15 protein-coding genes are annotated in these 18665 nt (G+C 52.6%); 10 read left to right on the top strand and 5 right to left on the bottom strand.

The genetic code is table 11. The annotated features are described in order from the left end of the window. Positions 1–14 precede the first annotated feature (14 nt). From IB286_RS12280 to IB286_RS12265, 4 genes are read left to right on the top strand one after another with little or no spacing between them, the layout of a single operon-like run. Complete coding sequence (locus IB286_RS12280; RefSeq protein ID WP_190765970.1) at positions 15–1316, top strand: GntP family permease; 1302 nt, start codon at positions 15–17, stop codon at positions 1314–1316. A gap of 60 nt (positions 1317–1376) precedes the next feature. Next, a complete protein-coding gene (locus IB286_RS12275; protein ID WP_190765968.1) occupies positions 1377–2342 on the top strand; it encodes a peptidyl-prolyl cis-trans isomerase in 966 nt (321 codons plus the stop codon). Beyond that, positions 2342–3367, top strand: coding sequence for a HupE/UreJ family protein (locus tag IB286_RS12270; protein ID WP_190765966.1), 1026 nt, complete (start codon positions 2342–2344; stop codon positions 3365–3367). Before IB286_RS12275 ends, IB286_RS12270 begins: the two co-directional genes overlap by 1 nt. 19 nt (positions 3368–3386) lie before the next feature. Further along, positions 3387–3824 (top strand): DUF2721 domain-containing protein, encoded by a 438-nt coding sequence (locus tag IB286_RS12265; RefSeq protein WP_190765964.1) that lies wholly within the window; start codon positions 3387–3389, stop codon positions 3822–3824. A 27-nt stretch (positions 3825–3851) separates the two neighbouring features. On the opposite strand, the gene IB286_RS12260 is transcribed toward IB286_RS12265, so the two are convergent. The 5 genes from IB286_RS12260 to IB286_RS12240 form a co-directional block, all read right to left on the bottom strand. Continuing rightward, positions 3852–4646, bottom strand: coding sequence for an SDR family oxidoreductase (locus tag IB286_RS12260; protein ID WP_190765962.1), 795 nt, complete (start codon positions 4644–4646; stop codon positions 3852–3854). Between the two features lie 18 nt (positions 4647–4664). Next, positions 4665–5819: a chromate efflux transporter gene (gene chrA / locus IB286_RS12255; RefSeq protein ID WP_190765957.1), complete on the bottom strand. Its 1155-nt coding sequence runs from the start codon at positions 5817–5819 to the stop codon at positions 4665–4667. Positions 5820–6017: 198 nt separating this feature from the next. Next, positions 6018–7820 carry a DEAD/DEAH box helicase gene (locus IB286_RS12250; protein WP_190765955.1) on the bottom strand — a complete coding sequence of 601 codons (1803 nt, stop codon included), beginning with the start codon at positions 7818–7820 and terminating at the stop codon, positions 6018–6020. A gap of 152 nt (positions 7821–7972) precedes the next feature. Continuing rightward, on the bottom strand, positions 7973–8257 hold the full coding sequence (locus tag IB286_RS12245) for a hypothetical protein (RefSeq protein ID WP_190765953.1): 285 nt from the start codon (positions 8255–8257) through the stop codon (positions 7973–7975). A 231-nt stretch (positions 8258–8488) separates the two neighbouring features. Continuing rightward, positions 8489–8944, bottom strand: coding sequence for a MaoC family dehydratase (locus IB286_RS12240; protein WP_190765950.1), 456 nt, complete (start codon positions 8942–8944; stop codon positions 8489–8491). Positions 8945–9033: 89 nt separating this feature from the next. Here IB286_RS12240 and cls point away from each other — a divergent pair, with 89 nt between their 5' ends. The 6 genes from cls to IB286_RS12210 all read left to right on the top strand — a co-directional run bounded on the left by cls (position 9034) and on the right by IB286_RS12210 (position 18664). Continuing rightward, entirely contained in the window at positions 9034–10500 is a 1467-nt protein-coding gene (cls, locus tag IB286_RS12235; RefSeq protein ID WP_190765948.1) for a cardiolipin synthase, read from the top strand. Between the two features lie 30 nt (positions 10501–10530). Further along, positions 10531–11193, top strand: coding sequence for a paraquat-inducible protein A (locus IB286_RS12230; RefSeq protein WP_190765946.1), 663 nt, complete (start codon positions 10531–10533; stop codon positions 11191–11193). Then, on the top strand, positions 11190–11837 hold the full coding sequence (locus IB286_RS12225; RefSeq protein ID WP_190765944.1) for a paraquat-inducible protein A: 648 nt from the start codon (positions 11190–11192) through the stop codon (positions 11835–11837). Before IB286_RS12230 ends, IB286_RS12225 begins: the two co-directional genes overlap by 4 nt. 15 nt (positions 11838–11852) lie before the next feature. Beyond that, positions 11853–14135, top strand: a complete 2283-nt coding sequence (locus tag IB286_RS12220; RefSeq protein WP_190765942.1) for a PqiB family protein — start codon at positions 11853–11855, stop codon at positions 14133–14135. A gap of 123 nt (positions 14136–14258) precedes the next feature. After that, positions 14259–15521 carry an efflux RND transporter periplasmic adaptor subunit gene (locus tag IB286_RS12215; RefSeq protein ID WP_190765940.1) on the top strand — a complete coding sequence of 421 codons (1263 nt, stop codon included), beginning with the start codon at positions 14259–14261 and terminating at the stop codon, positions 15519–15521. After that, a complete protein-coding gene (locus tag IB286_RS12210) occupies positions 15518–18664 on the top strand; it encodes an efflux RND transporter permease subunit (protein WP_190765938.1) in 3147 nt (1048 codons plus the stop codon). Before IB286_RS12215 ends, IB286_RS12210 begins: the two co-directional genes overlap by 4 nt. The last annotated feature ends 1 nt before the right edge of the window (position 18665 follow it).

Below are 18665 nucleotides of genomic sequence, written 5' to 3'. Positions count from 1 at the left end.
TAAGGACAAATTCGATGCTAAGCATGATTGGCCTGATCGGCGGCCTCATTCTGCTCACCACCCTTGCTCTTCGAGGCTGGAACCTGTTTATTGCCGCACCCCTCTGCGCGCTGATCGTCGGCCTCAGCGGAGGCCTGCCCGTGTTTCCTGAATCCGACGCCCCCGCTTTTGTCACCACTTATATGAAGGGCTTTGCTGGTTTTGTCGGCGCCTGGTTTCTCATGTTCCTGCTCGGCAGCCTGTTTGGCAAATTTATGGAAGACACCGGTTCCGCCGATGCTCTGGCGCGTTGGATTGTCGATAAAATCGGCATGCGCCACGCGGTTGCGGCCGTCGTTATGGCCTGCGCCATTTTGACCTATGGTGGTGTCAGCGTGTTTATCGTGGCCTTCTCGGTATACCCGATGGCCCTGAGCCTGTTTAAAGACGCCGACCTGCCCCGGCGTTTTATCCCGGCCGCGCTGGCCTTTGGCTCGGTCACCTTTACCATGACCAGCGCCGGCTCTCCGGAAATTCAGAATTGGATTCCCATTAAGCATCTCGGCACCAGTCCCTATGCCGAATGGCAAGTTAGCCTGATTGTTGCGGTACTGATGGCTGCCTTTGGCTTCTGGTGGCTAAAGCGCATGATCGGCCAAGCCGTAGCGAATGGCGAATATTTTGAGCACCGCGACACCGATCCCGATATTTCCGTGCGCGACTACCCGCATCCGCTTACCGGCTTTCTCCCGCTGATCGTGGTGTTGCTCATCTCATTTTTCTTCCATGAAAAATACGCCCAATATGCCTTAATTCTCGCTTTGGGCGGCGGCTGTTTAAGCATTATGGCCTTGAACTTCCGCCACTTTCACAATATGCCCAAAGCCATCAATGAAGCGACCAATGGCGCGCTGATTGCCATCGGCAATACCGCCGCCGTGGTCGGCTTTGGCACGATAGCGAAAGCCTCGCCAGCCTTTGCCGTGGCGGTAGATACGGTCACCGGCATTCCCGGCAATGAACTTATCGGCGCGGCCATCGGCGTAACGATGATCGCCGGCTTAACCGGCTCTGCCTCTGGCGGCTTGTCTATCGCCCTGCCCGTGCTCGGCCCCCACTATATGGATTTAGGCGTTAACCCCGAGCAATTACACCGCATTTCATCCATCGCTTCAGGCGCATTGGATTCACTGCCGCACAACGGTTATATCGTTACCACGGTGCGGGCCATCTGCGGCGAAACCCATAAAACCGCTTACGGCCCCATTGCCGCACTCACGGTTGTGGTGCCCAGTATTGGGCTCATTATCGCCATCGCTTTAATGCAGTGGTTTTAATCAGAAACACACTAGATATAGAAGCCTTTGTTTTTAAAGAAACTCTTTTTGACTAAGAAAATGACCACACAATCTTTATATTTTTGGCGCAAGCCCATACTGCATTTTTTGCTAATTGGTAGCGCGCTATTTGCTCTAGATCAATGGCTGCAGTGGCGAGATTCCTACACGCTACCCGCGCCTAGTGAGGAAGTGATAACGGCCCGCTTGCAAGAGTGGATTAACAGCACACGCAGCTCACCCAGCCCTGAAGAAGTGCTCGTCATTCGCCAATCATTGATTGATGACAACCTGCTTTTACAAGAAGCCCTGCGGCACAAACTGCATCAACACGATCCCATTGTGTTGCAGCGTCTTGTCAAAGACGCCGAATTTCTGGGTATAGACGGAAGCGAAGAAGACAAAATCAGCGCTGCATTAGAATTGGGTCTGCACAAAGATGACGAATTAATTCGCCGCCGGCTGATCCAAAAAATGGAAGAGTTTGGTCGCAACAGCGCGCCAATCACTCCAGCCACTGAGCAAGATTTAAACGCCTTATACAATACCCGCCCGGAGCAATGGCAACAGGATGCCCGGATTCAGCTTAGCCATATTTTCTTCAGTGCGGACAAAGAGGCGTCGAAGCTTCGCGCCCAAAAAGCACAACAAAAGCTGGCCACCGAAAAGCAAAGCCCGAGCATTGAGCAGGCGATAGCGATGGGCGACAGCTTTCTGCTTGGCCACCAGCTCCCTATGCAAAGCCTCAGTAAGTTACGCCAGCAATTTGGTGCTCAATTTTCAGAGTCTCTACTAGCCGCATTATCCACGCCTTCCAGTAAAAACACTGGGGAGTGGATTGGCCCCCTAAGCTCGGTCTACGGGCAACATATCGTGTTAATCCAAGATTACCAGCCGGCTCGTCAACGCAGCTTAGAAGAAGTGCGGCCGCAACTAGAAGAGGCGTATTTGCGCCAACGCAGCAATCAAAACCTGCGTGATTTTATTCAGTCTCTGCGCAATAAATACCGGATTATAGAAGCCTGATGAAACTTAAAAATTTTCGACTATTGCGTTTTTCGGCCATTAAAATCGCTTTGTTATTTCTGGGCATACTGCTGTGCAGTAACCTCAGTTACGCCCATAAGCTGGCTCCTTCATTATTAGAAATTACCGAGACGCAGCACCATAAATACCAAGTGTTATGGCGCACTCCGGCAAATGCCGCCGTACAACCCAAACCGGTTTTTCCTTTGGATTGCCAGCTTAATGAACCGGATTTAACTGCCGTGGGCACCGCCATGGAGTGGCGTTGGCTGCTTAGCTGTGACAAGGGGCTAGCGGGGGAAACACTGCGTATTGAGGATCTTATTGCCAGCCGAACTGCGGCACTCGTTCGCTATACCAGCCTGAACTTTCCTGAAAAACAAAGCCTGCTCACCGCCGACAATACGACATACCAATTTCCAGTTACCGCCGAGAGCGAAAGACTGGTCATGCAATATGCCGAGTTGGGTGTTGAGCATATTTTGATAGGGATCGACCATTTATTTTTTGTCGCGGGCTTATTACTCCTAGCAGGCAATGTAAAAACCCTGCTTAAAACGGTCACCGCATTTACCGTGGGCCACAGTATTACCCTCGCACTGGTCAGCCTAAATATTCTGCCCCAGTGGTCGGCGTTGATTGAGTTTGGTATCGCCGTCACCATCCTCATCTTGGCCGTGGAGCTTAGCGTTCACAAAGCGCAACAAGCCTCTTTCTTACAACGTTATCAATGGCCAGTCGCTGCCTGTTTCGGTCTCATTCACGGCTTGGGATTTGCTGGGGTATTAAGTGAATTAGGCTTACCTAAAAATGATATTTTGCCGGCCCTATTATCCTTTAATATCGGCATTGAGATTGGCCAGTTATTATTTGTCGCCAGCCTAGCGCTGATACTGTTTGTACTGAATCGGCTTTCCACCGGCTTTTATAAATACGCCCGTTTGCTCATTATTTATGCCATGGGCTCAGTCTCAGTATACTGGTGTCTCGATCGCGGCATCAGCCTCGCGGCTGAATTGATGTAATTTTTCGGTAGGTAAAAAAATGAATAGTGGTATCGCCGTTCTCACCATCAGCCATGCAATTCAGCAAGCCGTTGCCCCGGTTTTTTTATTGGCCGGTATTGGTGCCATGCTTAACGTTCTCACCAATCGCTTAGCGCGGATTATCGACCGCTCTCGGCTACTTCATGCCCGCTTGGAAAGTGTGAGCGAAGAAAAAGCCAAGGTGATTCATCAGGAGCTGGCGGTGCTGACCAAACGCGGCCGAGTCGTTCATCGGGCGATTGGCTTTGCCACTACCAGCGCCCTGCTCGTCTGTGTGGTGATTGCAGTATTGTTTATCAGCGCCATTGCTCAGTGGTCGAGCGGCGTGGTGGTGGTCGGCCTGTTTGTGCTGGCGATGGGGTGTTTGATTATTGCCTTGAGCGGTTTTCTTAGAGAAATTCAGTTGGCCACCCGCGTTATGCTTAATGGCCCCTGACATAAGAAAACCCCTGAGAAAAATGATTTAGCGGTATTCCATTTTTGCTGCCAGCCGATTGTAAACGCCGGGAAAGAAGCGCTTGATCGTCGGCCCCATGCCGCTAATACCCTTGCCGATGACCACTTCATCGCGCTCTTTCTCAATCGCCTTAATCATTTGCTCAACACACTCGCTGACAGACATTCCGTTGATGATGGAATCGTCATTTTTTTGCTGGGCTTCACCCTGAGCATTAAGCGCATTAATAGCGATATTGGTTTGAATAGAACCCGGACAAATTGTCAGGCATTTCACCCCAGAAGCGGCAAGCTCGGCGCGCAGGCAATCCATAAAACCCACCACCGCATACTTCGCTCCCGAATACCCGGTACGCAGTTTTGAGCCCATTTTTCCCGCCACACTGCTGATACTCACCACCATCCCGCGCTGCGTCAATAAGCTGGGTAAAAGCGCTTTGGTCATCGCCACCGTACCAAAGTAATTCACATCCATAAGCTGCTTGTAGACCGCAAGATCGGTATCCACAAACAAAGAGCGCTGAGAGATTCCGCCGTTATTAATCAAGATATCTACTGGTCCAATCTCGGGCAGTACAGCTTGCACCTTCTCCGCCAAATGCTCGTAATCCGCCAGATCCAGTGGCACTACCGAATGACGCTCCAAACCACCGGGCAGTGATTTAGCAATCTCTTCAAGAGCATCTTTACGACGAGCCGATAAAACAATGCGCGAACCTTTGGCCGCCAATTGCTGACTTAACTCCAAGCCGATCCCGGAGCTGGCACCGGTGATCCAAATGGTTTTATTCTCAATTTTCACTCTTGTTCTCCATTATTTTTAGAGCCAAAGATAACCATAACCGCCACAGACCAGAATCAAAACCAGTATCGGCAGCCGTGCCCAACGCAGAGCAATAAAGCCCAACACTGCAATACATATTGAGAGCCAGTCGCCGGGCATGGCCGGAACAATCATGCCCAGCCACGCGGCGAGCAAAAAGCCCACTGCCACCGCATTGACCATCGCAATAACTTGTCGCAAACGAACGTGTTCAGAAAGTGCCACCCACAATCCACTTAAGCCCAGCACCAACAAAAATCCGGGCAAAAAGATTCCCAATGTCGCCAATATCGCGCCGGTGATGGGTGACACAGAATCCAAGGTCGCGCCGAGGTAAGTGGCCAGCGTGAACATTGGTCCCGGTACAGCCTGCGCCGCCGCATAACCCAATAACACTTCATCGGTCGCTAATACAGAGGAAAACTGGGTTTGCAGCAAGGGCAGCACCACATGGCCACCACCAAACACCATACTGCCGCTTTGATAAAACTGAGCAAAAAGATTCGCCTGCCCATTAACTGACAGCAGCACACTGAGCACTAGCAATACCAAGAACAGCAGCAAATAAGTGCGGGCATGTTTACCCAACTTTAAAGGCACCGAGCTAGTGGGAATTGTCGATGCTTCCACCTTGTTTTTTGCGGTAGAAAACCAAGCCCAAGCGGCTGCGGTAATTAGCACCGCAATTTGCATCCAGGCAGCGGGATAAAGCAGTAAGGCCAGCGTGGCCAGAATCATGGCCAGCCGATTCGCCGACTTCACGCAAAACTGCTTACTCATCGCCCAGATCGCATCCGCGACCACCACTGCAGCCAGCAATTTCAAACCCGCAAGCAAACCGGACGCCTGCTGCCAGAGTTCGCCAGAAGTAGCGAGGAAATACATCAACACCGCCGAGGGCAGTGTAAAACCAATAAAACCTAAAATTGCCCCAGCCAAACCACCGCGTTGCAGCGCAATCAAAAATCCTAACTGACTGGAGGCGGGACCGGGAAGGAATTGGCAGAGCGCGAGATGACGGGCAAAATCTTCGTGACTCAACCAGTGTTTTTGCTCAACGAAGAAACGCCTGAAGTAAGCGATGTGTGCGGCAGGGCCACCAAAACACAGGCAACCCAGAAGCAGATAGTGAAGAAATAAATTCAGCAACATAAAACGCAGAATATAAAAAAGGCAGAGTACCCTTAGTTTACTCTGCCTTTTTTAAAACCAAACAAAATCTAGAAACCACTTTACTCTCAGCGGGCGCTTTTGAGCGCAATGGCAAGGCGTCACTTGAATACCAAGGCTGGTTGCCCTTGGTGAGAGTGGCAACGCAGTCCAGTGCGCTCAAGGGGCCCGCCGCCCTCACTAAGGTTTGGTTTTACCTCGATGAGGCTTGGTCGGTGCCTTTTTACCCGTACCGCCATTCGCTTTTTTCGGCTTGCTGCGCTTTTTCACCGGCTCAGCACCATCGGCTTTATTCGCCGCGCGTTTGCGCGGGGGGCGGGCGGGCCTTCCAGCGGGAATTTCCATATTGTCGTCTGCACGGGTCATACGCAGGCGCTGACCAGCCACACGCGGGTTTTGCAAGGCTTCTAGCACTTCTGGCGGCATACCCTCGGGCAGATCAACGAGGCTGAAATCATCAAACAGTTGAATGCGGCCAATAAACTCGCTGTCGATATTACCTTCATTGGCAATGGCGCCCACGATATTGCCCACACCCACTTTGTGATTGCGGCCAACTTCGATTCGATAACGCTCCATACCGACATCCGAACCGCGAACAGGACTGCCGCCTGATTCAGATTTTTCACGGCGCATTTTCGGTGCGGGCACATCCACTTCTTTCAATAGCAGCGGCACATCGCCCTGTACCATCGCCGCCAAGGCCGCAGCCAAATCCAATGGATCAAGTTCATTTTGCTCGGCGTATTCCGCCAGCAATTCGCGGAACATGACATTGCGATTATTGTTCAAGCCGCCTTCCAAACGCTCAAGAAAACGCTGTTTGCGAATCTGATTGATACGATCAACCGAGGGCAAGGCCATTTCTTCAATTGGCTGGCGAGTGGCGCGCTCAATGCTCTGCAACATACGGCGCTCACGAGGGGCGACAAACAGAATCGCATCGCCCTCACGGCCGGCACGACCCGTACGACCAATACGGTGCACATAGGCTTCAGTGTCGTGGGGAATATCGTAGTTAATAACGTGGCTGATGCGCTCCACGTCCAAACCACGAGCAACCACATCGGTCGCCACCAGAATATCCAGTTTGCCGGCTTTAAGACGATCAACGGTGCGCTCGCGCTCAGCCTGAGCAATATCGCCATTCAAGGCTGCCACACGGAATTGGCGACGTTGTAAAAACTCGGCCAGCTCTTGGGTGGATTGCTTGGTGCGCACAAACACAATCACACCATCGCAGCTTTCCGCCTCCAGAATACGGCTCAGCGCTTCCTGTTTTGGCATCCCCTTGGCAAACCAAAAACGCTGACGAATGGTCACCGCCGTGGTGGTTTTAGCCTCGATAGTCACCTGCTCAGGACGCTTCAAATAGGTGTTGGCGATGCGACGAATTGCCGGCGGCATAGTCGCGGAAAACAGCGAAACCTGACGCTGTTCGGGAATGTGCGAAAGAATCCATTCCACATCGTCAATAAAACCCATGCGCAGCATTTCATCGGCTTCGTCGAGTACCAAATGGGTTAAACCGTCCAGCTTCAGGGTGCCGCGACGCATATGGTCCATGATGCGGCCGGGGGTTCCGACAATCACCTGCACTCCGTTTTTCAGGCCTTGAATCTGCTCGCGATAGCCCTGACCACCATAGACCGACAAAACCTTGAGGCCCTTCATTTGCTTGCCATAGCTGTGCATGGCCTCGGCGACCTGAATTGCCAGCTCGCGAGTTGGCGCCAGTACCAGTGCCTGAGGATGACGCTGATTCAGATCGATACGCGCCAGCAGCGGCAAGGCAAACGCGGCGGTTTTACCGGTACCGGTCTGGGCTTGGCCCAAGACATCACGCCCTTCCAGGATCAGTGGAATGGTGGCTTGCTGAATCGGCGAAGGGGTTTCGTAACCCAGTGCTTCCACCGCGTTGACCAAAACGTCGGGGAGGCCCAAATCCGCAAAGCGATCCGGGGAGGGAATATCAGTACTCATAGGGGGGATACCGTGGGAAAAAGAGTTGCGCCAGCAACGAAATGCTCAGTAAAACGCGATAGCAGGCGGGAATGGGCACAATTATAACGGATTGTGGCGCGCTTCACAGCTACCCGCTAAGGCATTAATTACGAGCCGCAGCGGCGCAGCAATCAAAGGCCGGTGAATAACCAGAAACGAACCATACCCAACCACAGCAAATAACTGACTAAGGTGGCGGGTAAAGTTTTAAAACCTATCTCCCGCTTCAGCAGGGTTTGTCGCGCGGAGTAATACATGGCCATCGACACCAGCGCCTGCACCAGCATCAAAATCTGGGCGCTGTGCCAAGCGTAGCTGGCGCCAAACAAAGAGACAGGGAAGATCAGGCAATACAGAATAAAGCCCAGATTGGCGAGCGCCCAAGCTTGGATTAAACGATAAAAAAACGGCGGCATAAGTGAGTCCATAAAACAGACCCGCAGTTTAGCAGTTCAGTCGATTACAAACCCAAAAAACTGCTTCAGGAGCCTCTAATTAATGTAACGAGCGCAGCAAGATTGGTCGTCGCCGGAGCGGAGAACGCGGAATTCGCCTAAAGCGCCTACTGTTGGTATATGCGAATAAATGAGCATTTCGAGCACCGCCGATGGCCAAGATTGCAAGCGCAGTAATTAATTAGAGGCTCCTTAGGGAAAGTAGCGGCTAATCGTATCTACCACACACGCCGGACGCTCACTGCCCTCGATCTCAACCGTCACCCGCACCACTGACTGCACACCGCCCTTCATCTCCTCGGCGGAGATTAATTCACCCCGACCGCGAATTTTGGAGCCCACCGGTACTGGCGCGGGAAAGCGAATTTTCTCGCAGCCAACATTCACGCCCATGCTGATCCCCTGCACATCAATAATCTGCGGCAGAAACAAATTGACCAAGGACAGGGTCAGATAACCGTGGGCAATGCAGGCACCAAACGGCCCGTCTTTGGCCCGTTCTGGATCAACGTGAATCCACTGATGATCGCCGGTGGCATCGGCAAAGGTATTAATGCGCTGCTGGTCAATTTCCAGCCAGTCGCTGTGCCCAAGGGTTTCACCCACCGCCTCCAGCAAGGCGAAAGGGGTTTCAAAAACTCGTGTCATCGCGTATTCATCCCATTGCGGATTTATTTATACTCAAGATAAAGCCTCATTAAACTCGGTAATCCAACCGCGAGAAATCGTCCGACAAGATGACTGAAATTTACAGCGCCCTTATTGAGTTTGCCGCCAGCCACAAAGCTTGGCTTGCGACTGCGCTCGCCGCAATCATTGCGGCGCTGGGGATTCTGTCGGCTCTGGAAGCCATTATGAAAGCGCGCACCGCTCAAGGGGCGGTAGCGTGGGCGATTGTACTCATTGGTTTCCCCCCGGTATTTGTGCCCCTGTATTGGGTCTTCGGACGCCGTAAATTTCGCGGCTACGCCATTGCCAAACGCGGCGACCCCAGCGAAATTTTGCAGATTGCCGATCAACTCAACACTAAATATCTCGATTTTCCTGCGGAGAACAGCAATAACGAAGATCGTTTAGTGGCGCTTTCCAGATTGGCCAATCTCCCTTTTTGTTGCGGAAACAACGCCGAGTTACTGATCAATGGCGAGATGGCTTTCGCCAGAATGTTTGCGCAAATCAGCAGCGCAAAGCAGTACGTTCTGCTCGAATTTTATATTCTACGCAACGATCACATTGGTCAGCGTTTGGCCGAATTACTCAAAGCCAAAGTTGCCGAAGGCGTGGCTATCTACTTTCTGTATGACGAAATCGGCAGTATCAAGTTGGACGGCCAATATATTGCCGATTTGCAACAAGCGGGCATTCATATTCATGCCTTTAACAGCACCAAAGGCACCGGCAACCGCTTTCAGCTCAACTTTCGCAATCACCGCAAAATCCTAGTCGTAGACGGCGAGGTCTGCACTATTGGCGGCATGAATATCGGCGATGAATACTGCCATAAACATCCGGTGCTCAGCCCTTGGCGAGATACCGGCTTGGAAATGCGCGGCCCGGTCGTACAAGCCGTGCAATTGGCTTTTTTAGAAGATTGGTATTGGGCGCGAGAAAACTTACCTGCGCTGAATTGGCGGCCACACGCCACGAAAGAAACCAGCCAGAACTGTTTGATTTTATCCAGCGGCCCAGCCGACAGCCTTGAAGCCTGCGCCCTGTTTTTTCTGAATATGATCAGTCAGGCTCGGGAACGCCTGTGGATTGTCAGCCCTTATTTTGTACCCGATGCGTCTATTGTTCACGCCTTGCAACTGGCCGCCATGCGCGGCGTGGATGTGCGCATTATGCTGCCGGAAAAGCCGGATAAGCTCATCATCAAGCTCTCCTCCTTTTCCGCTATCCGCGAGACCTTGCCCCAAGGTGTGCAGTTTTATTATTACCAGCAAGGGTTTCTGCACCAGAAAGTGCTATTGGTCGACGACGATATCAGCAGTATTGGCACCGCCAATTTAGACAATCGTTCACTCCGGCTCAATTTTGAAATTACCGCTGTGATTCACGACCGCGACACCGCCCAGCGTGTAGAGAGCATGTTATTGGAAGACTTCAAACACTGCCGGCAATTGTTGCAAAAGGAGGTCGACCGCTGGTCTTTCCCACGGCGACTATTAAGTCGCTGCGCCTATTTATTCGCCCCCCTGCAATAGTTTTGCGGCTGACATAAAATAAGCGCCAATATGAGCCATTCACCCTCAGACATCACTCCGCCCGCCGCATCACACTGGGTGGCCTGCCAAGATTGCGACCAATTGTTGCAGACAGCCGTATTGTCTGAGCACCAGCGCGCCCGCTGCCCGCGCTGTGGCGCTCGCCTTGAAGGGGTGGCCGTTAAATCATTACACCGCTATCCCGGCCTCGCTGCCGCGATTGCCGGGCTGATTTTATTTTTCCCCGCCATCAGCTTGCCGATTATGGAATTTGAATTGATTGGACAGCACGGCACCAACACGCTTTGGGAGGGCGTTTGGACGCTCTGGCAAGTCGGCTTTCCGCTGTTGGCCATGCTGGTATTACTCTGTTCGCTGTTGGCGCCACTTTGCCATCTATTATTGAGCATTCGCACCTCATGGCAATTAGGGAGCGAAAAAACGCTCCCCCCATCGTTTCCACAACAGCTCAAAGCGCTCCACTTTTTTCAGCACTGGAGCATGGTCGAGGTCTACGCCATTAGTATTTTGGTGGCCTATATCAAATTGCTCAGCGATGGCGAGGTGATGTTACTCAGTGGCAGTTATTGCATCGCGGCTTTGCTAATCTGCCTTATTGTGACCAGCCAACAAAGCCACGCCGAAACCGCTTGGCAAGCGTGGGAAGCCCAACAAAAACGGCGGCCAATATGACAATTTCCACCGCCCAACAGCACCAACTCGCCCGCTGTGAGCAGTGTCATAAACTCTCTCTGCTTGCGGAGCACAACTGCCCGCGCTGCGGTAGCCCGCTCAGTTTTCGCCGTCCACACAGTCTGCAGCGCTGCTGGGCGCTGTGTTTGGCCGCAACATTTCTGCTATTCCCTGCCAATTTGCTGCCGATCATGACCGTGGTTAATCTCGGCAGTGGCGACCCCGACACCATTATGTCGGGCATTGTTAAACTCTGGATTAACGACCTTCAGGGTATTGCCATTATTGTGTTTGTCGCCAGTATTCTGGTGCCGATCATTAAATTGCTAGCCTTGTTACTATTGATGCTGGTAGTGCAATTACATCTGCCGCTCCACAAGGGCCAATGCACTTTGCTCTACCGCTTTATTCATTTTGTCGGTCGCTGGTCAATGCTGGATTTATTTATCATTTCCATCCTTGTTACCGTGGTGCAGATGGGCAATATCGCCCGAGTCGATGCGGGGCCGGCAGCAACAGCTTTTGCCGCTGTGGTCATTCTCACCATGCTCGCCGCCAGTTATTTTGATCCGAGATTGATTTGGGATCTGGAACAGGACGAAGATGTCCAAGCTGTGCCAGAACAGCCCGAGCAAACTTTATAATTTCTAGGTAATTTCATGCCGCAAGCAAATCACGCCAATATCGACACCAAACCCAGATTATCGGGCATCTGGCTACTGCCGCTTCTCGCCGCACTGATTGCCGGCTGGATGTTATATAAAAACATTGGCGAGTCCGGCCTAAAAATTACCGTAGCTTTCAGCTCCGGCAGCGGTATTACTGCCGGACAAACCCCGGTTATTTACCAAGGCATAACCGTGGGCAAGGTGACTGGCCTACATTTAAATGAAGACTTTACCGGCGTGAGTGCCGATATCGAAATCGACCAACAACTGGCCCCGCTGATCCGTAAAGACACTCAGTTTTGGCTGGTTTCTCCGCAGGTGTCTCTGTCCCGCATCTCCGGTTTAGATACTTTAGTCAGCGGCAATTACATCAGCTTTCGTCCGGGAGAAAGTACAGCACTTGCCGAGCCAAACACGGTTTTCACCGCACTTGCTGAAGCGCCAATTTTCGATCCCAGCGGCAAGGGCCTTGCGCTAACCCTAACCGCCAAAGAACTGGGCTCAATCAGTGTCGGCGCGCCCATTTTGTATCAGCAAATTACGGTTGGTGAAATTGAGGGCTACCGGCTGAGCGATGAGGGCGTGGAGATTCAAGCGCGGATTGAAGCCAAATTTAGCCACCTGTTAAAAGCCGAATCGCGGTTTTGGAATATCAGTGGCGTGCAATTTAAGGCCGGTTTGGATGGCGTTGAGGTGAATACCGGCTCACTGCAATCCATTATCGCCGGCGGTGTTGCCTTTGATAGCCCAGCAACGGGCAGCGCTCCCGGTACAGCGCCACGATACACCTTGCACGCAAACCGCGATGCGCTCAAAGGCACGGTGACCACGCAGCTAATATTGGAAGCGGCCGATGGCTTGCACACCGGCACAGCGGTGCGTATGCAAGGCCTAAAAATTGGCGAAATCAGCACGCTGGAACACAGTGGCGACCCGCTAAATCCAAAGATTTTTGCCACCTTGGCGATCAATGCCGACTCGGCAGACCTGCTAAATCAGTCCAGCGAATTTTGGCTGGTAAAACCGGAAATTAGCGGCGCCAGTATTCGCGGTATCGACACCCTGATTTCCGGCCCGTATATCGCCGCCCGCTCAGCATCTGGAGACGCTGGCCTAGCTAGTAGTTATCGCATTTTGCCCGAAACACCGAATAGCGTGATCAACGCTCCCGGCCTGCGCTTAAGCTTAAGTACCGATGAGCTGCACTCGGTTGATGTTGGCAGCAAGGTGTACTTTCGCAAGATTGCCGTGGGTCAGGTGGAAAGCGTCAGCCTAAACAGCAACGGTGTTAGCCTCGGCATTTTTATTCACGAAGCCTATCGCAATCTGGTACGCCGGGAATCCCGCTTTTTCAATGCCAGTGGTATTCATATCAGTGGCGGTTTGTCGGGCATGGAGGTTCAAGCCGAATCAATGGCCGCCATTCTGGCCGGCGGCATTGCCTTTTATAACCCGGAGGTTAAGCAATCTCAGCTTGCTTGGGAGGGGCTGCGCTACCCACTCTACAGCGACTACAAAACCAGCCAGGCCGGCAGCGGCATGGAGATTGTGCTGCACTTTTCCAGCGCCACTAATCTGGCCAAGGGCACCGAGATCAAATATCAGGGCATTAAAGTCGGCGAGGTCACCGCCGTCAGTCTGGATGAACAACTTAAAGGCGTCGCGGTCTCGGCCCTGCTCAATCCCAGCGCCCGTGAATTGGCGAAAGAAGGCAGTAAATTTTGGTTGGTCACTCCACAACTCGGCTTGGTCGGCAGCCGCAATTTGGAAACCTTGGTCACCGGCAGTTACATTGGCGTCGAACCCGGTTATGGCAGTGCGCAAAAGCATTTTCAGGGGCTGGATCGTGCGCCCACTATTCACGAACCTAACCGAGGTTTGAATCTGGTGCTGCTTGCACCACGTAGAGGATCAGTAAAGGAAGGCGTGAAAGTGTTCTTTCGGGATATTCCCGTCGGTGAAGTTTACGGCTACCGCTTGTCTGAGGATGCTCGCCAAACTGAAATTCTTATTAATATCGAAACCCGATATGCCGCGCTGGTAAAGCAAAACAGCCAGTTCTGGAATTCCTCAGGTATCGATATTGATTTTAGTCTGTTCAAAGGCGCCAATATTCGCAGCAAATCGGTGGAATCGTTACTCGGCGGCGGGATTGCTTTTGCCACTCCTGAAACCGATACCGGGCCAGCCTCTAGCGGCAGCCGCTTTGTACTTCACGATGCGGTAGAAGATGAGTGGTTGAGTTGGAGCCCCAGCATTTCACTGGAAAACTAACGGCAAACTGACCCGCGCATTAACAAGTCTTCACACAGGCGGGCGACAGCCCGCGTTACAATAGCGGCACTACAATTTTCACGTGCAACGCGAGCTGTTGCATGAGCATAGGGACGAATCACCGTGGCAAAAATTCCCAAGCAGGCCATGTCGGCCGGTCTTATCGTGCTCGGCGCTATTATTGTTGCCGCCATTATGATCGCACTTCGCCAACCGCCGGAAATGCAGGAGCTACCCAAGCAGCAATTGCTGGTCGATGTGGCCTATGTGGAGAAAGAAACCCTCAGCATTCCGGTCTATTCCCAAGGCAATGTGACACCCATTACCGAAACCACCTTGGTTTCAGAGGTGAACGGTAAGGTAATTGAAGTTGCACCACTATTTGAAGCTGGCGGTCTGGTTGAAAAAGGCGATTTGCTACTCAGCATCGATGACCGCATTTATCAGGCGGAGGTTAAACGCGCCCAGGCCGCCGTGGCCACTGCCCGCAACGCGCTCAGTCAGGAAGTTGCCCGCGCCCGTGTCGCCCGTGACGACCTGAAAAAATACCCCCGCAAATACAGCAGTCAGGCCGATTTGGATCGCGCCCTGCGCAAGCCACAAGTTGAAGATGCCCGAGCAAGACTGGACTCGGCGCGGGCTGATCTGGAACAGGCAAAAGTTAATTTAGATCGCACCCATATTCGCGCGCCCTATCGCGGCTTGGTTAAAGCGCGCATGGTCGATCTCGGTCAATATGTCGGCACCGGCAGCCAATTAGGTCAGATGTTCTCGGTGGATAGAGCCGAAGTGCGCTTACCGATTCCCGCCGACCGCATTCCCTATCTGGATCTCCCCGATAGTCGCCACCCTGAATATCAACCCGAAGTGGTGTTAGAAAACGAACTCGGCCAGTTGTGGAAGGGCAAGATTGTGCGCACTGAAGGTGTGTTAGATGCCCGCAGCCGAGTGCTGTTTATTGTTGCCCAAATCAATGACCCTTACCGACTAAATAGCCAAGGCGAACCGTTGTTGGCAGGCAGTTTTGTAAAAGCCAAAATCAGCGGTCGCGAAATGACCGACCTGATCGCCCTGCCGCGTAATTTACTGCGCGCAGGTGGCCAAGTATGGGTATTGGATGAAGAACTGAAACTGCGTAACCGGCAAGTAAAAACCCTGAAAACCGAAGGCGATTTCATGCTGGTTAGCGAAGGGCTGCAAGAAGGCGAGCGCGTGTGCTTATCGCCCATTCCCAACGCCGTGGTTGGCACCCAAGTAGAGATTAATACCAGCCAAGTCAGCAGTGATTTGCACCGCCAGTCGATCCAATCTCAAGGCGGCGAACAAACCCAAGACAAGCTCACCCAAGGCGCCTTAACCGTTGGCCGCAACGGAGCTGTGCAATGACCATCCCCGACAAGATCGACACCCATAAGGGCGTACTGGCATGGTTCGCTCGCAACCCCGTTGCTGCCAATCTGCTGATGTTGGTGATTGTATTTGTCGGTATGGGATCAGCACTGAATATTCAGCGCGCCCTGCAGCCCGATTTTGAAATCGACGTTATTTCCATCACCGTGCCCTACCCCGGCGCCACCCCAATCGAAGTCGAAAACGGCATTGTGCTCAAGGTGGAAGAAGCGCTGAAGGATGTCGATGAAATTGAAAAGCTGGAATCTACCGCCAGCGATTCGGTAGCCCGCATCGTTGCCGATATTCACGATGACTACGACCCGCTGGTGGTGATGGACAAAATCAAAAGCGCGGTCGACGCCATTGCCACTCTGCCGGAAGAAGCTGAGCGCCCCATCGTTAAACATTTGGAATTCAAGCGCCATGTCATGAATGTGTCGCTCAGTGGCAACCTCGATGAATACGGCATGAAGGGTTTAGCTGAGCAAGTTAAGCAGGAAATGCTGCAAGACAAAGATATTTCATCGGTGGAGATTCACGGCGCGCGTGACTACGAAATCAGCATTGAAATTCCTGAACATCAATTACTCAAATACCAGCTCAGCGTTAGCGATGTCGCCAATGCGGTAAAACAATCCTCACTCGATGTGCCCGGCGGCAGTATTAAAACCGAAAACGGCGACATCTTGCTGCGCACCCGTGGTCAGGCTCGCCAGCAGTACGAGTTTGAAAATATTGTGCTGATCAGCTATCCCGACGGCACTCGGCTGACACTGGGCGATATCGCCACCATTAAGGATGGCTTTACCGAATCCGATGGCTTTGCCTATTTCGACAAGCGCAACAGCCTGACCTTGGAAATTTTCGGCGTTGGCTCGCAAGACTTAATTACCGTCTCGGATGCCGTAAACCGCTACGTCGACAAAAAGAAAGCCAGCCTTCCTGATGGTATTCATATCGATTCATGGGCAGACGCGACCTTTTATCTTCATGGTCGACTCGACATGATGATGAGTAACCTCGGTATGGGTGCGCTGCTGGTATTTATCACCCTCGCGCTATTCCTGAATATGAAGCTGGCCTTCTGGGTTATGGTTGGCCTGCCTGTGTGCTTCCTCGGCACCTTTGCGGTGCTGTCCGGTGTCGGTGCCAGCTTGAATATGCTGAGTATGTTCGGCTTTATTCTGGTGCTGGGTATTGTCGTTGACGACGCTATTATCATTGGCGAAAGCGCCTTTTCCGAGGCCGAGCTTACCGGCTATAACGAAGACAGCGTGATACGCGGCGCGCTGCGTGTCGCCACACCCGCGACCTTTGGTGTTCTCACAACCATTGTCGCCTTTGCCCCCACCATGTTTACCCAAGGTGTGTTTGCGCCCTTTCCAGAAGCGGTGGGCTGGGTTGTTATCGCTTGTTTGTTTTTCTCGCTGGTTGAGTCTAAATGGATTCTTCCCGCCCACCTCGCGCACAGCAAACCCGGCACCGGCCCGCTGTGGGACAAACTGAACCGCCTACCCGCGCGCACCAATGAAATTCTGAGCAATTTTATTACCAATACTTACCGCCCGTTTTTGCTCAAAGCCATTGCCCAGCGCTATAAAACCGCTGCGATTTTCACCGCCATGCTGATTGTCACTGGCGGCTTGGTTGCCAGCGGCGTTGTGCGCTTTGTGATGATGCCGGAAGTGCCCGGCGACTTCCTGAAAGCCGAACTGGAAATGATGGAAGGCACACCGGATTATCAAACTCGACGCGCCTACGACCAGCTCAGCCAAGCCTTAACCGATATTGACGAGGAATATCACCAGCAACATAAAGCCACCGATGGCCGCCTGATTAAGCACCAAATGGCTTTTTCCGATGGCAATCGCCATGTGGTGATGATGCTGGAGCTGACCAAGACTGAGCGTCGCGATATTGACGGAGCTGAAATTGCTCGCCGCTGGCGGGAGCGCCTCGGAGCGGTTCCCGGCGTTAAAAACCTTGCAATCAGCATTGCCGATGACGGCATGGGCCCAGCACTGGCGGTAAAACTCAGCTCCAATAATCAAGACGAACTGATTGGCGCGGCCAAAACCCTACAGGTGGCCATGCGCCGTTATCAGGGTGTGTACGATGTTCGCAATGGTGCCAGCTCGCAACAGGATCAGATCGTACTTGAGGTCAAACCCAGCGCCGAATTGCTAGGACTTTCTTCAGCGCAGCTTGGCCGCCAGGTGCGCGATGCCTTCTATGGTGCTGAAGCTCAGCGTTTCCAGCGCGGCAACGAAGAAGTCAAAGTGATGGTGCGCTTCCCCCGCTCCGAGCGAGAAGACAATGCCGATCTGGAAAATATGTATATCATCTCGCCAACAGGAGATTTCATTCCGCTTAGCAATGTTGCCGATGTGCAGGTTGAGCCGGGTTATACCGAGCTGAGCCGTGTGAATGGTGAGCGAGCCTTGGTGGTAACGGCGCAAGTCGACAAGCATGTGGCCGAACCCAGCAAAGTATTGAAAGACGTGCTCGCTTCCACCGCATCCACCTTCGCCAGCCAGTTTCCCTCGGTAAAAGTGCAGCTCAGCGGTGAAAGTGAAGAAAGCGAAACCATGATGTCGAGCTTGATGATTGGTTTTGCGCTGGCGCTGTTCGGTATTTTCGGCCTGCTGGCAATTCCGCTGAAATCCTACACCCAACCGATGATTATCATGGGCGTTATCCCCTTCGGTATTATCGGCGCGGTTTTCGGCCATATCGTGCTGGGCATGTCCTTCAGCATGTTGTCTTTCTTTGGCGTTATCGCTCTGTCCGGGGTGGTTGTAAACGACAGTTTGATCATGGTGGACTTTGTAAACTCCGCCCGAGCCCGCGGCGAATCTCTGTTAAACGCGGTAGTGGATTCCGGCTGTCTGCGCTTCCGTGCGATTCTGCTGACTTCGCTGACCACCTTCCTCGGCCTGCTACCCATGCTGCTGGAAACCAGTATTCAGGCGCAGTTCGTTATTCCAATGGCAGTCTCGCTCGGTTTCGGCATTATCTTCGCCACGGTGATCACGCTGATTCTGATCCCCTGTGCCTACATCATTCTGGATGACCTTGCTAAACTGCGCTTCGGCAAAAACACCACCGGCGCAGCGGAGCCACTAGAGCAGAGTTAAA

It is taken from the genome of Spongiibacter pelagi, assembly GCF_014705705.1.
Lineage (GTDB): Bacteria > Pseudomonadota > Gammaproteobacteria > Pseudomonadales > Spongiibacteraceae > Spongiibacter > Spongiibacter pelagi.
This window is presented reverse-complemented; position numbering and strand designations above follow the sequence as displayed.